This window comes from Ignavibacteria bacterium (assembly GCA_016873845.1).
In the GTDB taxonomy this organism is placed as follows: Bacteria; Bacteroidota; Ignavibacteria; order Ch128b; family Ch128b; genus JAHJVF01.
In genome coordinates this window covers 1-15,563 of sequence record VGVX01000064.1, presented here as the reverse complement: position 1 = coordinate 15,563, position 15,563 = coordinate 1, and the positions used below count along the sequence as shown (strand labels likewise).

General features: G+C 35.4%; 16 protein-coding genes. 7 read left to right on the top strand and 9 right to left on the bottom strand.

Annotation, left to right across the window (positions count from 1 at the left end; all coding sequences use genetic code 11):
• The 7 genes from FJ213_10640 to FJ213_10610 form a co-directional block, all read right to left on the bottom strand.
• A partial coding sequence (locus FJ213_10640; GenBank protein ID MBM4176610.1) for a DUF1460 domain-containing protein occupies nt 1-434 on the bottom strand: 434 nt, incomplete at its 3' end.
• 18 nt (nt 435-452) lie between these two features.
• Nucleotides 453-1,883, bottom strand: a complete 1,431-nt coding sequence (dnaB, locus tag FJ213_10635; GenBank protein MBM4176609.1) for a replicative DNA helicase — start codon at nt 1,881-1,883, stop codon at nt 453-455.
• A gap of 1 nt (nt 1,884) precedes the next feature.
• Complete coding sequence (locus FJ213_10630; protein MBM4176608.1) at nt 1,885-2,622, bottom strand: uracil-DNA glycosylase; 738 nt, start codon at nt 2,620-2,622, stop codon at nt 1,885-1,887.
• Nucleotides 2,619-3,830: a bifunctional phosphopantothenoylcysteine decarboxylase/phosphopantothenate--cysteine ligase CoaBC gene (coaBC, locus tag FJ213_10625; GenBank protein MBM4176607.1), complete on the bottom strand. Its 1,212-nt coding sequence runs from the start codon at nt 3,828-3,830 to the stop codon at nt 2,619-2,621. Before coaBC ends, FJ213_10630 begins: the two co-directional genes overlap by 4 nt.
• A 76-nt stretch (nt 3,831-3,906) precedes the next feature.
• Nucleotides 3,907-4,197: a DNA-directed RNA polymerase subunit omega gene (locus FJ213_10620; GenBank protein ID MBM4176606.1), complete on the bottom strand. Its 291-nt coding sequence runs from the start codon at nt 4,195-4,197 to the stop codon at nt 3,907-3,909.
• 9 nt (nt 4,198-4,206) lie between these two features.
• Entirely contained in the window at nt 4,207-4,773 is a 567-nt protein-coding gene (locus FJ213_10615) for a guanylate kinase (protein MBM4176605.1), read from the bottom strand.
• A complete protein-coding gene (locus FJ213_10610) occupies nt 4,766-5,641 on the bottom strand; it encodes a YicC family protein (GenBank protein MBM4176604.1) in 876 nt (291 codons plus the stop codon). The genes FJ213_10615 and FJ213_10610 overlap by 8 nt, the downstream gene beginning before the upstream one ends.
• Before the next feature lie 239 nt (nt 5,642-5,880).
• Between FJ213_10610 and FJ213_10605 the strand changes: the two genes are divergently transcribed.
• From FJ213_10605 to FJ213_10595, 3 genes are read left to right on the top strand one after another with little or no spacing between them, the layout of a single operon-like run.
• Nucleotides 5,881-7,266: a tyrosine phenol-lyase gene (locus FJ213_10605; GenBank protein ID MBM4176603.1), complete on the top strand. Its 1,386-nt coding sequence runs from the start codon at nt 5,881-5,883 to the stop codon at nt 7,264-7,266.
• A gap of 11 nt (nt 7,267-7,277) precedes the next feature.
• Nucleotides 7,278-9,839 carry an HD domain-containing protein gene (locus FJ213_10600; GenBank protein ID MBM4176602.1) on the top strand — a complete coding sequence of 854 codons (2,562 nt, stop codon included), beginning with the start codon at nt 7,278-7,280 and terminating at the stop codon, nt 9,837-9,839.
• A gap of 7 nt (nt 9,840-9,846) precedes the next feature.
• Entirely contained in the window at nt 9,847-10,656 is an 810-nt protein-coding gene (locus FJ213_10595; protein MBM4176601.1) for a glutamate racemase, read from the top strand.
• A gap of 15 nt (nt 10,657-10,671) precedes the next feature.
• Here FJ213_10595 and FJ213_10590 read toward each other — a convergent pair whose 3' ends face one another.
• Nucleotides 10,672-11,646 carry an asparaginase gene (locus tag FJ213_10590; GenBank protein ID MBM4176600.1) on the bottom strand — a complete coding sequence of 325 codons (975 nt, stop codon included), beginning with the start codon at nt 11,644-11,646 and terminating at the stop codon, nt 10,672-10,674.
• A gap of 91 nt (nt 11,647-11,737) precedes the next feature.
• Between FJ213_10590 and rsmA the strand changes: the two genes are divergently transcribed.
• The 3 genes from rsmA to FJ213_10575 are packed head-to-tail and all read left to right on the top strand — an operon-like array spanning nt 11,738 to nt 14,843.
• A complete protein-coding gene (rsmA, locus tag FJ213_10585; protein MBM4176599.1) occupies nt 11,738-12,508 on the top strand; it encodes a ribosomal RNA small subunit methyltransferase A in 771 nt (256 codons plus the stop codon).
• Between the two features lie 2 nt (nt 12,509-12,510).
• Nucleotides 12,511-13,902 (top strand): magnesium transporter, encoded by a 1,392-nt coding sequence (mgtE, locus tag FJ213_10580; GenBank protein ID MBM4176598.1) that lies wholly within the window; start codon nt 12,511-12,513, stop codon nt 13,900-13,902.
• 5 nt (nt 13,903-13,907) lie between these two features.
• On the top strand, nt 13,908-14,843 hold the full coding sequence (locus FJ213_10575) for a phosphatase PAP2 family protein (protein MBM4176597.1): 936 nt from the start codon (nt 13,908-13,910) through the stop codon (nt 14,841-14,843).
• 25 nt (nt 14,844-14,868) lie between these two features.
• Here the strand turns inward: FJ213_10575 and FJ213_10570 are convergent, their stop codons facing one another.
• Nucleotides 14,869-15,180, bottom strand: a complete 312-nt coding sequence (locus FJ213_10570) for a hypothetical protein (GenBank protein MBM4176596.1) — start codon at nt 15,178-15,180, stop codon at nt 14,869-14,871.
• A gap of 37 nt (nt 15,181-15,217) precedes the next feature.
• Between FJ213_10570 and FJ213_10565 the strand changes: the two genes are divergently transcribed.
• Nucleotides 15,218-15,563 (top strand): methyltransferase domain-containing protein (locus FJ213_10565; protein MBM4176595.1); only part of this gene is annotated, 346 nt, incomplete at its 3' end.

The window sequence follows — 15,563 nt, the reverse complement described above, 5'->3', positions numbered from 1 at the left end:
TCATTGTTCTCTATCCACTCGCTGAAGTAATGCAAGCGGCTCAAGTAGTCATCTTTAATACCATCTCGATACCGAATATACTCAAGCTCTTTGATATAGCTTTCGAAACTTGAATCACCTCGTTTGATCAATCGCGATAACACTAATGAATTTTCAATTAGTGAAACGCAATCCAATCCATGTAGGTAAATAAAAACTTCTTCCTTCCCGGGTTTTTCAAGCACGAATCCTTCATAGTCGGTTCCAATGAAAGACTTTGCAATTTCATAGAAGACTTCATTGATTGGTTTTTCTTTTAGATTCTCTGACCCAGCAAACTCAAATTTTGATCTGCAAGTTTCTAAACTTGCTACATGATTCAAATAATCGATTTGGGAAAACAAAACTTGGCTGATTGTCAATATAATTGCAAGGAAAGTAATTCGCATTAGCATAAGAAATTCGAAATAATTTTAGAAAGGAGTTTCAACTTCTGGTGCGTATAGTTCTGCGACTCTAGTAGTTTCAAGATTTTCAAATCTCGTAGCATGATCAAGAAACGCTAATTCAAATGAAGCAGTTGGACCATTTCGCTGTTTTGCGATAATAATTTCAGCGATATTCTTCTCCTTTTCATCGAGTTGATCTCTGTCTAAATATTTATCAGCACGATGAATAAAGCAGACGAGATCAGCGTCCTGCTCGATTGCCCCAGATTCTCTTAAATCCGAGAGAAGCGGACGTTTGCTCTGTCTTCCCTCAACTTGTCGATTGAGCTGAGCTAAAGCAATTATTGGAATATCCATTTCTTTTGCAAGACTCTTCAACGAACGTGAAATGTAGGATATTTCTCGCTCGCGTGATTCAGTATTTGATGGACCCTGCATCAACTGAAGATAATCTACAAAAATCACTTTAACATTATGTTCCGCAATTAATCGTCTCGTCTTTGCGCGGAGTTCAAGAATTGAAAGAGCAGGTGTATCGTCAATAAAAAATTTCAAATTTGAAAGCTTGTGAAATGCAGTTGTCAATTTACGATCTTCCTCATGATCTAGAACTTTTGAACGCAAACGTGACATTGGAATTCGTGTTTCACCACTTAAAAGTCTTAAGACAATTTGATTCGTTGTCATTTCAAGACTGAAGAAACCAACTGGGACTTGGTAATCATTCGACATATTTCTAGCGATTGAAATTGCAAGTGCTGTCTTTCCAATTCCAGGTCTTGCTGCTATAATTATCAAATCAGAATTTTGAAATCCGTTCGTCAATTCATCGAACTGAAAGTATCCTGTACGGGTTCCTGCATACTCAGCTTTGCGTGAACGTTCAATTTTATCTATTGTATCTTTTATTGCAAGATTGATCGGGGTGTAAGTTCGTTTAAATTTATTTTCAGAAATATCAAATATTTTTCTCTCTGCATCATCAAGAATTTCAAACGTATCATCTACACCTTCATAACATTTGCCGGCGATTTCAATTGACGATTTTATCAATTCACGCAGCATAAACTTTTCAATTAAAATCTTGCAGTGATATTCAACATTCGCAGCACTGGCAATATTGTTTGTAAGCTCAGTTAAAATTCCTGGTCCGCCAATTTCATCCAGTTCTTCTCTGCGGCGCATTTCTTCGAGCAAAGTTAAAACATCTATCGGACTTCCCTTTTGAAAAAGCTCCTTAATTGCTTCAAATATTTTTCTATTCGTTTCGGAATAAAAAATATCAGACTGGCTCAACATTTCAATTACTGTATTTGCAACACTATTATCCAGAAGAATTGCACCTATGACACTCGATTCAACATCTAGAGCTTGCGGTGGAATGTTTTTTCCTGCATCAAGAGTAATTTTTAAATCAGAGCCGTTTCCTTTTTTCCTGATCTGTCGTTTTGTCATTTTAATTTGTTACTTCTTCAAGATATTTTTTTGCTTTTTTCAAATCATCTAAAGTTGGTGTTTTCCAATGCGGGTTTCGTAAAATTGCTGCAGGATGAAATGTAACAACCAATGGAATGCCATAATAATCGTAAATTTCCTTTCTTAAATTCGTAAGAGTTTCACTCGTTTTGAGCAAAGTATTACCAGCGATTCTGCCTAAAGCTACGATAATTTTTGGTTTTAGTAAACTTAATTGCTTCAGCAAGTAAGGTTCGCATTTTTCTACTTCATTCGGAAGAGGATCGCGATTGCCGGGCGGTCTGCATTTCAAGATGTTGCATATAAAAACTTCTTCACGTTTTAATCCTATTTCCTTCAACATTTCATTAAGTAATTTTCCTGCTCTGCCGACAAATGGTTCGCCCTGTTCATCTTCATCTCTGCCTGGTGCTTCACCAACAAATACAATTTCTGAAAAATGATTCCCTACACCAAATACGAATTTTTTTCTTTTAGAACCAAGTTCGCACTTCATACAATTATTTATTATTGAATCTAATTCGGTTAAACTTTTTGCTGTCACAAAATTTTCATCTATTTGATTCAATCTTTTATCAATGACTGCCGTATCGAGTTCAGCTTGGTACACGGTATCATCCGAATCTGAAATGAAAATTGGGACATCAAGTTCTTTTTGATGAGTCAGCCAACTTTCGACATTCGATAAAATTTTATCTAATTCTTCGTTACTGTTCATTTACTTTTTATCTGATCTAAAATGTCATTTGCAGCATCAAATTTTGATTTCAATGTATATTCAATAACCTCGCCAGTTTTTTTCAGAATAATAATTTGATTTGTGTCACCTTCGAATGCTGCACCTTTGACATTGGGATTATTGATAACAACAATATCGAGATTCTTCTCTATCAATTTTCTTTTTGAATTTTCAATTTCATTTTCAGTCTCGACAGAGAAGCCGACTACCACTTGCTTTTTCTTTTTCAATCTAGCAATCTCTTTCAATATATCTTTTGTTTTCACTAATTCAATTGTCAGTTCATGCATGTCTTTTTTAATCTTGGATTTAGAATAATTTTTTGGCTTGTAGTCGGCAACCGCAGCGGCGGAAATAAATATATCACACTTAGCAAATTGTTTGATCACTTCCTCGTACATCTCGTCAGCTGATCTAACATGAATAACTTTGATAAATTTCGGAAACGATACTTGTGAAGGACCGGTGACTACAGTAACATCCGCACCGCGGTAATAAGCGGCAAGTGCTGCTGCCTGCCCCATCTTACCGCTTGCGCGATTTCCGATAAAACGCACAGGATCGATCTCCTCGTAAGTTGGGCCTGATGAAATTACTATTTTCTTTTTGGTCAAATCCTTTTTTGAGCCGGCAAGAATTTTTTCAGCTTCGTTCAAAATGTTTTCAACTTCTGCCATGCGGCCTTTACCCACCAAGCCGCTTGCAAGATCACCAAAACCAGGCTCAACGAAATAAATTCCTCGAGCTTTCAATTCACTAATGTTCCTTTGATTCGCCCTGCTTTCAAACATATCCTCATCTGCGGCTGGAGCGATCAATATAGGTGCACGGATAGCGCTGATAAGTGTCGTTAAAGCATTATCCGCAATTCCAAAATTTATCTTTGCAATGCTGTTCACGGTTGCCGGGGCGAAAATGAATAGATCCCCCCACAAACTGAGTTCAATATGCCAAGTGCTCAATTTAAGATTTGACTTACGATCCTTCGGGAATATATCAACGATTACTTCGTTCTGAGAAAGTGTAGAAAATGTTAGCGGGGTAACAAACTCACAAGCTGAAGGTGTCATAACGACTTTAACTTCAGTACCGAGTTTTATTAGTTCACGGACTAAGTAGCAGGCTTTGTAAGCAGCGATTCCACCGCTCACTCCTACAATTATTTTTTTCTTTTGAAATACTTTCAACCAATGAACCCGCTCAAAAAATTATTTACATATTTTCCGGTTTTACAAATCTAATTACCGGCTTAGAGAGAAATATTTATTTATTAAATCTAAACTCGACATCACCCTCTAAGAAATCTTTTAGCGCTCTTTCGGTGGGTTTGCCTTGTTTTTCAAGTTCTTTGCTGATCCGAATTTGATCTGGATTTTCAATCTCCTCTTGTTCATCAAATTGATTGATACCAGGAATCTCAGCAACTCTCTTATTATACTCAATCTTTATATCGTCATTGATTTGTCTCGCTCTTTTAGAAGTAACAACAATCGCTTCATAAATGCTTTCTGCATGTTTTTCAATTTCTTTTACATCAACTGGTTTTAATGGCATAGTTAATCCTTAATTTGTTAATAATTCTTGTACAATTTTATTTACTTCAGTGACTGCATCTGCTAGTTCGTAATTTTTTACTTCAAAATCAAAGTATTTTGCTTTATCCAGCTCCATTTTTGCGCGTTCTATTCGTTTTGCAAGTTTTTCCGGAGTCTCTGTGTTACGATTTTTCAATCTCTCTTCCAGAACTTCGATACTGGGCGGAACAATGAAAATAAGTTTGGCTTCTGGATAAAGTTTTTTGAGTTGAAGACTACCATTAACATCAAGTTCAAATAGTATCGATTTATCCTCTTGAAGCAACCGATCTACTTCAGATTTGAGTGTTCCGTAATAATCTCCGTAAATGTTTTCCCATTCTACGAAATCATTTTTTTCCAGTTTCTGCTTAAACTTTTCTTCTGTTAGAAAGTAATATTCAACACCATTAATTTCGTTATGTCTCTTTTTCCTTGTAGTAGCTGAAATTGAAAAAGTTAACTTGCCTTTATTCAGCTTCAGTATCTCTTTAAGGACAGAAGTCTTTCCTGAACCGCTTGGGGCTGATATGACTATTAATTTTGCTTTACTCAATGTTAAATAATTGTTCTCTTATCTTTTCTAATTCTTCTTTAATTCTCACAACGAGCTGAGAAATTTCTGCACTGCTTGATTTCGAAGCGATGGTATTTGCCTCTCTTAACATTTCTTGTGACAGAAATCCTAATTTTCTGCCGGCAGCTTCTTTGCTTTGCGCAGCTTCCTTAAAGAACTGAATATGACTGTTGAGCCGGACACATTCTTCAGTTATATCCATTTTGTCTAGAAGAAAAACAAGCTCTATTTCAATTCGCTCATCGGCAACTTCTTTACCTTCGAGCAGTCGAGTGGCTTTTTCTTTTAGACGTCCGAGTTCTTCCTGCTCACGATTTCTCCAAATTGAAATTATCTGATTAATATATTCACTGATCTGACTCAAACGTGAGATAATATCTTTTTCGAGTTCGCCGCCTTCTTTTAACTTCATTTCCATCAGACTTTGAATTGCAGTCTCGGCGCAGCTGATCAAATTCCCGAATTCTTCTTCAGATAATTCTTCTTCTTTATACTGAAATATTTCAGAAAATTTTAAGTAATGATCGAGCTTAATTTTTTCTTTCAATCCAGTTGACTTGCGCAACGTTTTCAGAAGATTATTAAGAAATTTAACAGCATCTTTATTTATTTCGATTGGAAGTTCGACATTATTTTTTTTTTGAATACTGGCAGAGAGAGAAATTTTTCCACGAGAGATTTTGTTTTTAACAATCTCCCGGAAGTCGTTTTCTTTTGTCGAGTGATTCTTGGGAAGTTTTACAGATACTTCTAAGAATTTACTGTTCAAACTTCGTATTTCTACGCTATAGTGAATACCTTTCGATTCAATCTCGGCATTCCCATAGCCTGTCATGCTAATTATCATATAGAATTCTGAATTTGGAGCACAAAGTTAGCCAAAATATTTTTACTATACAAAATTGATGTGTTTTGGATATTTTCAATCTGCAAAAAACTTTGATTGCCATGTAATTTTTCGTAGATAGAACAATCATTAATACTACAAAAATTTTAGAAACCTTAATTTTTTCCTTATTTTTGAAAGAGTTTTTAAATACTTGATTCGAATTCAAATTTTACAAATCAATCTATTAGCGAGGATTTATGAAAATAACGAAGAGATCATGGGCTGAACCATTTAAAATAAAAGTTGTTGAACCACTCAAAATGACCTCACGTGAGGATAGACTTAAAGCAATTAAAACTGCGGGTTATAATACTTTTCTTCTAAAATCGGAAGATGTTTATATCGATTTATTGACCGACAGCGGAACGAGTGCTATGAGCGATTATCAGTGGGCAGGAATGATGCTCGGCGACGAAGCTTATGCTGGAAGTAAAAATTATTATAATCTAGAAGATAATGTTAAAAAATATTATGGCTTTAAATATTTAGTTCCAACACATCAAGGCAGAGGAGCTGAACACCTCGTTTCACAAATCTTAATTAAAAAAGGTGACTTCATTCCAGGGAATATGTATTTCACTACTACACGCTTGCATCAAGAATTAGCCGGCGGAACATTTGTCGATGTAATAATTGATGAAGCTCACGATCCTGATAATCTTCATCCGTTTAAAGGGAATATTGACCTAAAAAAAATGGAGAAACTTGTTAAGGAAGTCGGAGCAAAAAAAATTCCATACGTTTCTGTTGCTGCAACGGTTAACATGGCTGGCGGACAGCCGATTTCGATACAAAACATAAAAGAGTTAAAAACTTTTTGCGATAAGCACAGAATAAAAATGTGGTGCGATGCAACCCGTGCAGTTGAAAATGCATATTACATTAAAACTCGTGAAAAAGGATTTGCTCACAATACTATTGCTGAAATTCTAAAAAAGTTTTGTTCCTATTTCGAAGGGATTTGGGTTAGTGCAAAAAAAGATTGCCTAGTAAATATTGGCGGTTTACTTGCAACCCGGAACTGGAAAGTATTTGAAGAAGCAAGAAATCTTGTAGTTGTATATGAAGGTCTACACACTTATGGAGGTTTAGCTGGACGCGATATGGAAGCAATGGCTCGCGGGATAGAAGAAATGGTTGAACTTGACCATATAAAAGCAAGAATTGGTCAGGTTGAATATATCGGAAATCTTTTACTTAAAGCGAAAGTTCCTATAGTGAAACCGATAGGCGGTCATGCAATATTTTTAGATGCGAAAAAATTCTTGCCGCACATCCAGCAAGACAAATTTCCGGCTCAAACTCTCGCTGCTGAAATTTATTTGGACTCTGGCGTCCGTACGATGGAGAGAGGAATTGTTTCGGCCGGAAGAAATAAAGTTACCGGAGATCATAACTATCCAAAATTGGAATTGGTTAGATTGACCTTCCCGCGCCGTGTCTACACACAAGCACATATGGATGTGACATTTGAATCAATAGTCGAAGTGTTTGAAAAACGCAAATCGATCAAAGGATTAAAAATGATTTATGAGCCAAAGTATTTGAGATTTTTTCAAGCAAGATTTGAGAAATTAAAATAATTACGTAATTGATGAATAGCTCAAACAATAAAATCGAATTGCTCTCCAAAAAGGTAGACGATTTGATTGATAAGAGACATACATTTGAATCAAGCATCGATTTTTCTTACAGACTGTCGGAATTATTTAATCATGAGATCATTAAAATTGCGGGCGAGAGTATTCCTGGATTGGCGATTGGGGCTTTTGGCGGTTTTGGACGGATGGAGCTTTCTCCATACTCAGATATTGATTTGTGTTTTATTATTCACAAACCAGATGAAACTTCAGAATATATTGGAAATCTCGTTCGTAAACTTTGGGATAGAGGAATTCAGATCTCACATACTGTAAGGGATTTTGGCCAGATAACTGAAATTGCAGCGAATGACTTGCAATCATTTACTCAATTACTCGAATTGCGATTTGTAACCGGTAATAAATCAGTATATCTCCGATTTATTGAACGGCTTCTTGGTGCAATTAATTCAGAACTGAAAATTAAAATACTTCAGAATCTTCTGTCGGACATTGAAAGAAGACATTTAACTTATGGCACATCGCCATTGCTGCTCGAACCAAATATCAAACACTCTGCAGGCGGAATGAGAGATTTACATTCTGCTGCTTGGATATATATTATTTTGAATAATTTGCATCCGGAGGCGGAATTATTTGATTCCTCAACGAATGATTTTCTTAACGAAATCGTAAAGCAAAAAGTTATTTCATCCAAAAAGAGGAGCGAAATCTTTACAGCTTATGAGACTCTTTTGAAAATTCGAAACGAACTTCATGTTCTAAATCAATTCAAAAGAGATAAGCTCGATTTTCAAAATCAAATTTTAATTGCGAACAATTTATTGGGTGACAGCATCGATTCATCGAATGGTCACATTCGATTGATGCAAGATTATTTCATTTCCTCAGAAGCGATTTCCAATTTACTTCGGAATTTCACAAAAAAAGCTCTATTGAAAATATTTCCGCTATCTGACTATTCAGTGTATGAATTAAATGAGAAATTTATCCTTCATGGCAGATTTATCCAGCAGAAAACTAATGATGCACTCAAGCTTGATGAGATTTTAGAGCTTTACTATTTCAGGACAAAATTTTCGGCACTCTTTTCGGAAGAATTGGAAGAAAACATTATTCACAGTATCAGCTACTTCGATGGCACTGAGATAGAAAATGTCGAAGTATCAAAAATATTTAAGAAAATTCTTCAGTATCCGGAAAACGTTTATGAAGTACTTCTGCATATGAACCGAATTGGTATTCTCGGTTTTGTAATTCCTGAATTTGAAAATCTCCGCAGGTTTTTCCAGCCAAACGCGTACCATATCTACACTGCCGATGAACATACAATCTTAGCGATAAAAAATCTTTCCAAGATCAGCATTGATAATTCCATGCTTGGTGTAATTTATCGTTCCTACGACAATATTGAACTTCTCTATCTCGCGGTTCTATTTCATGACATAGCTAAACCGCACAATCTTGCTGGACATGAAATACTCGGAGCCCAATTCGCCGAAACTATAATGCAACGCTTGGGTTATGACGATGAAGAGATCAGAATAGTCTCATTTTTGGTTACAAACCACCTTCTAATGGAACAAACAGCTTTCAGAAGAAACTTGAGCGATGCGGCAATTCTTAACTCATTTCGCGATAAATTTAAAAGTCTCAAAGAATTGGATTTTCTTTTCTTGCTTACTTATGCAGATCTCTCAGCTGTAAATCCAAGTTCATGGTCAAATTGGAAAAATTCACTCTTGCAGGAGCTATATCTTAAAACCAAGCAAATGATTTTAAGTGAATTAAGCGGTGAAGATATTCTCACCTCGAATGTAAGAAAAATTGATTTCCATAAATTTGAGATGAAAGAAACTGATTTTCTCGAGCATTTGGATCAAATTAGTGATGATAGATATCTTTTCACTTTTTCCGACAAAGAAATTGCGACTCATATTTCCGAGATACAAAATGGAGACGAAATTTCTATCACGTATAAAGAAGATGAAGAATTCACTTATCTGACAGTTATCACAAAAGACTGTCATGGTCTTCTATCCAAAATTTGCGGAGCAATTGCGATAAGCGACGCTAATATTCATGACGCTAATATTTTCACTCGAAAAGATCATATTGCGATAGATACTTTTAAATTGACCGATTTTTCTTCGCACAAACCTTTGAATGAAAAGCAAAAAGATTTGCTCTCAAAAAATATTACAATTGTTCTATTGAATGACAGCGACCTTCAATCTAAATTTGATGAACATCGGAACAAGTGGCGGAGAATTGAGAAAAAAATACAATTAAAAAAAGAAGTGGAAATATCTTTTGAAAACCATCCAGTCTATACCATTATCGATATTCACACATCTGATAGAATTGGATTGTTATACTTAATTACAAAAAGATTCGCCGAGTTGGGACTTGAAATTTATTTTGCAAAAATCGGGACAAAGCTAAATGGAGTTTTTGATAGTTTTTATGTTCTCGATATTAATCAACAAAAAATATCTTCCAGTAAATACAAGTTTTACATGGATTCACTTAGAGAAACGTTAACACAATTTTAAGGACACATTGAACACATTTAATCGTCTCCAGCCTATTGGGATTTTTGATTCTGGAATCGGCGGGCTTACCGTAGTAAAAGAAATAATAAGATTACTGCCAAATGAAAATCTGGTTTATTTTGGTGATACTGCACGAGTTCCATACGGTACGAAATCCGATTCTACAATTAAAGAATATTCTATACAGAATACAAAATTTCTTCTTACACATAATGTTAAACTAATTGTTGTGGCGTGCAACTCCGCTTCTTCAGTTGCACTGAATGAAATCAAATCACGCACGAATGTTCCTGTCGTCGGTGTGATAATTCCTGGTGCTATGGCGAGTGTAACCGCAAGCAGGAATAAAAGAGTCGCGATAATCGGAACTAATGCTACCATTGCCAGCAAATCTTACGATAGAGAGATCCACAATATCGATCAACATATTGAAGCTCATGGCAAAGCTTGTCCCTTATTTGTACCGATCGTGGAAGAAGGATGGATGGATCACGAAATCGCTTACCTCACAGCAAAAGAATATTTACATTCGCTTGAAAAATTTTCTTACGATACACTGATTTTGGGCTGCACTCACTATCCTTTACTCAAAAATGTAATTAGGAAAGTTGTCGGTGAAAATATTACTTTAATCGATAGTGGAATAGAAACCGCAAAGCAGGTGAAAAATATACTTTCTGACATGAATCTACTGAACTCATCGGAACATAAACCAAATCGGAAATATTTTGTAAGCGATTTGCCTCATAAGTTCAAAGAGATCGGCGAGATGTTTCTTGGCGAAAAGATTGAAAGCTTGATTAAAGTTGAGATTTAAAACTTAATATTCAGTTTAATGCCTGAATGCTTTTTGAATTTCCCCATCGGTTTTATCCAAACCTAATAGCAAGCCTAATTTAATTTTCGCTTTCTGCCCGTTAAGATATTCAGAAAAAATCACACCGATTTCTTTCAACCATTTTCCAGCGCCATAGTAACCGTAAATGTCCATTGTTTCTCCTGCCGGACAGCGTGAAGTTAAAACTACGGGAATGTTTTTTTCACGAATATATTTAACCCCATCAAAAGCTTTCGGCGGTACATTTCCGACACCTAATGCTTCAACTACAACTCCTTTCGCTCCACTCTCCGCACTAAATCTAAAAAATTTATCCGACATATCTGCGTGAGCTAAGATTAAATCAATGTTTCCTTCAATTTTGTCTGATTGAATGAATTCTCTTTTTCTGGGCAATCGATTTAAAACTATTTTTCCTCCGCCAACAAATCCGAGCGCCCCAAAATCAAGACTCTTAAATGTATCAATCTCATCTGAAAAAATTTTTGTTACTTCACTTGCGGCGTTTATTTCACTATTTAAACAAACAAGCACACCAAGGTTATGGCAATCAGGGTTCAGTACAACATCGATTGAATCAATCAGATTTCTTTCGCCATCCCAATTTGGTTCAGAAGCATTTCGCATCGCACCGGTAACAACAATTGGCTTTAAAGAATTGGTTGTAAGATCAAGAAGGTATGCAGTCTCTTCAAGTGTATCAGTTCCATGAGTAATTACAACTCCTTCAACATCATCGTTAGCAATAATTGAATTAACCTTATCTTTTAATTGCATCATAAGCTCTAAAGTCATATGCGGACCAGGATACTTACCGAAATCATAAATTTCCAACCCGGCCAGTTGATTGATACCAGGTATAAGTTCAATTATTTCATTTCCGCTTAAGTAAGGAACTGCACCACCGGTTTTTTCATCAATCCGCATAGAGATTGTGCCGCCTGTAAAAATGATAACAACTTTTTTCATAATTCTTAGAGCAAATTTAAGTAATTTGAACTAAGAAGGAAAAAGGATTCACATTGTACAGATTCTTATTTAACAAGTATTAAATCTATCTATGACTGCTCGGCCAAAAAAAAGTCTGGGACAAAATTTTCTTCAAGACAAAAACATCGTTAAAAAAATAATTAATTCCTTAAATCCAATTTCAGGGGAAACGATAATCGAAATTGGTCCAGGCAGGGGAGCTTTAACCGATGAACTCGTTGATAAAAACTTAAATCTTATTTTAGTCGAAATTGATAAATACTTATGTGAAGATTTGCATAGTAAGTATCCTGAATTAAAAATTATTAATAAAGATTTCATCAAGCTAAATATTGAAGATGAAATCTTAGTTCCAACATGCCGTGTAATAGGTAATATTCCTTATTTTCTCACTAGCCAAATTCTCCTTAAACTTTTTGAGAATCATCGATTTATAACGGATGCCGTGATAATGATGCAGCTGGAAGTTGCTCAAAGATTGATAGCGAAACCAAAAACCAAAGAGTATGGTATTTTGTCTATTTATACGACCTTTTTCAGCGATGCAAAAATATTATTTAAAGTGTCGAGAAATGTTTTTTATCCAAAGCCGGAAGTTGATTCCGCAGTCGTTCATTTTAGCTTCAAAAGAAAATTGGACCTTGCCAACTCTGAGATCGATTGGTTTCGCACTATTGTTAGGACCGCATTTAATCAGCGAAGAAAAACATTGCGAAATTCCTTGAAGAAGATCATTGATTTCGACGATCAAGCTAAAATAAATTTTGACTTAAATCGCCGGGCAGAGGAACTATCTTTAAATGATTTTCTTTATCTTGCGACAAATTTTAATCCCAAATAAGAATGGAAGAAGAAAAAAAAATAAATAACAACCTTCAGGTTCAAGATATTGTTCAAGCGGATGAAGAATTGCTGGAAGATATTTCAAAGCTGATTGAATTCGAAGATAAAAACAGTCTACTTACCATAATTGCAGATCTTCATCATGCAGATATTGCAGAGATTATCAATCATTTAAATGTCGATGACGCAAAATACTTATTTGCTCTTTTGCCAACAGAGCTTGCCTCTGAAGTTATAGTTGAACTTGATGAAATTCTTCGCGAAGAAATTCTCAGCGAAACTGAAGTTGAAAAAATTACAGAAATAGTTGATGAACTGGAAGTTGATGATGCTGCAGATATTGTTCAAGACCTTCCCGATCATGTTGCAACAGAAGTCCTTGAAAATATTGATGAGGAAGATTCCGAAGATGTAAAACACATCCTAAGCTATCCGGAAGACAGCGCCGGCGGCTTAATGAATACTGATTTCCTTGCCGTCAATCAGAATGCCACCGTGCAAGACGCGATAAACGAAATCCGTGCGAACTCAGAGCTTGTCGAACAAATATATTTACTTTACATAATCGATAATGAAGAAAAATTAATTGGTACTGTTCAACTAAAAAATTTAATTATTTCTGATCCAACAGTAAAAATTAAAAGTATTGTTGATGAGGATTTAATAACTGTTAATGTGCTTGACGATCAGGAAGAAGTCGCACAGATAATGGAAAAGTATGACTTAGTTTCTATCGCTGTGTTAGATGAGCACAAGCGAATGGTTGGAAGAATCACAATCGATGACATCGTCGATGTTATCCATGAAGAAGCACAAGAAGATATTGAAAGATTAGCCGGTGTGTCTACTGAAGAAGCTTCGTTTTCTTCATTAAAGATTTCACGAGGTAGAATACCTTGGCTTTTGTTTGCATTCATTGGAGAAATGCTGAGTGCAGTCGTTCTTTCAAAATATCAGGCTTCAATCGAACAGATTGTTACTGCTGCATTTTTCATCCCAATCGTTATGGCAATGGGAGGGAGCTCAGGTTCTCAAGCTGCAATTATTGTTGTTCGCGGTCTTGCTATTGGCAGTATTTGGACCTCGGATTTGAAGTCAAGACTTGCTAAAGAATTTGGCGTTGCAATTTTGAATGGTGTTGTATTTTCCATTTTGATTTTTTTAATAACTTATTTTGCTTGGGCTGAAAATCCAAGATTCAGCTTAACGCTTTCACTTTCTCTTCTTGTGGTTATGATTAATGCGACATTAATCGGTGCATTAATTCCATTGCTGCTTGAAAAACTTAATGTTGATCCTGCTCTTGCTACGGGGCCCTTCGTTACCACATTAAATGACGTAATTGGATTATTAATTTATTTTGGATTTCTTACAGTCATATATCTTCAATAATCTAAATGCTGAAAACTCTCAAGTCACTTAACATAATTGATCTCACCGTAATCATTTTTTACCTTTTTCTAATTGGGATGAATTTAATTTTTTGTAATCGAGTTGAGCATTGGAAGGTGTTAATTGCAATTGAAATTGGTGTAATTCTCTTCGCTGTTGTATCTGCAGTAAAACACCACAATTCTAATAGTTTGATCTGGAAACATCTTCACTTGTGGTATGTTGCCCCACTAATTCTTTTGACCTTCAAGCAATTATATTACATGGTTCACCCTATCCATCCAACTGATTATGATCAGCTTTTAATTAAAATCGATAGATGGTTATTCGGGGTAGATCCAACGGTTTGGATCTATCAATTCGCCAATCCAGTTTTGACAGAATTACTTCAAATTGTTTATAATCTTTTTTATCTGCTCCCAATTATTCTTGGAATTGAACTTGTAGTAAAGAAACGCATGCTTGAATTCGAATACGCAGCATTTCTTGTAGTGTATGGGTTTTTCTTATCTTATTTGGGATATTTTTCTTTACCTGCAATTGGTCCTCGATTTACGCTTCACGATTTTTATGCAATCGAATGGGAATTGCCAGGTTTACTTCTCACTAATGCACTTCGCGAGTTTGTAAATATCGGTGAATCTATACCAAGTGGGACACCAAATCCAGAAATCGTAGTTCAGCGAGATGTTTTTCCTAGCGGTCATACACAATTAACTTTAGTCGTGATGATACTTTCGTATAGATTTAATGCTAAGACAAAATATTTTTTACTGCCTGCGGGCGCGCTGCTTATTATTGCAACAGTTTACATGCGATATCATTATGTAATTGATCTAATCGCAGGATTTATTTTTATGCTTTTAACTTTTTGGAGTGGAAAGTACCTTTATGCTTGGTGGAATAAATTTGTTGGCAAAGAGATTTTAGACGTGACATAATTCACAATTGTATTTTATCTGTAAATTATTCAACAGACTTAATCACATCCACAATATGCGGGAAGTATCTGTCAAGAGCGCAATTTACGTCATTCCGAAGATTACAACTCCCATCGGTATTTTCATTTTTACAAGAAATGCAAACGTAATTGTGAAGTGCTTCATAGTAATCATCGTAGTTCTCGCTTTGGATTGAGTTGATGGCAGTGACGATTTTATCAATATTCATTTCAACTGCGCACAGTTCATCATCAGTCATTAAACATTTTCCGGTATCGTCGCTGTCAACACAAACAGTACAAACTTTTTCTTTTATTGCCTTTAAGTATTGATCCATATTATTTTGTTCTCAGTTTTGTAAAAATATATTAAAGATGAACTCGAAAATCAATTTATACACCAATGACAAACGCGAATATGTTAAGGGGATGTTCAATTCAATTCACAGAACTTACGACATATTAAATCACACTTTGAGTTTTGGAATTGATATCTATTGGCGGAAAAAAGCACTTTCTAAATTAACTTTCCAGCCAGGCGGTATATGTCTTGATTTAGCTTCAGGCACCGGCGACTTTGGAATTGAAGTTTACAAAAAATTTAAATGTAAAATTATAGGGTACGATTTCGCCGAAAATACATTGAGAAGATTCCGCCAGAAAATTAAAAAGAATGGATTTTCTGAAAACGATTTTTTATTAGTAAGCGGTGAAGCCGAAT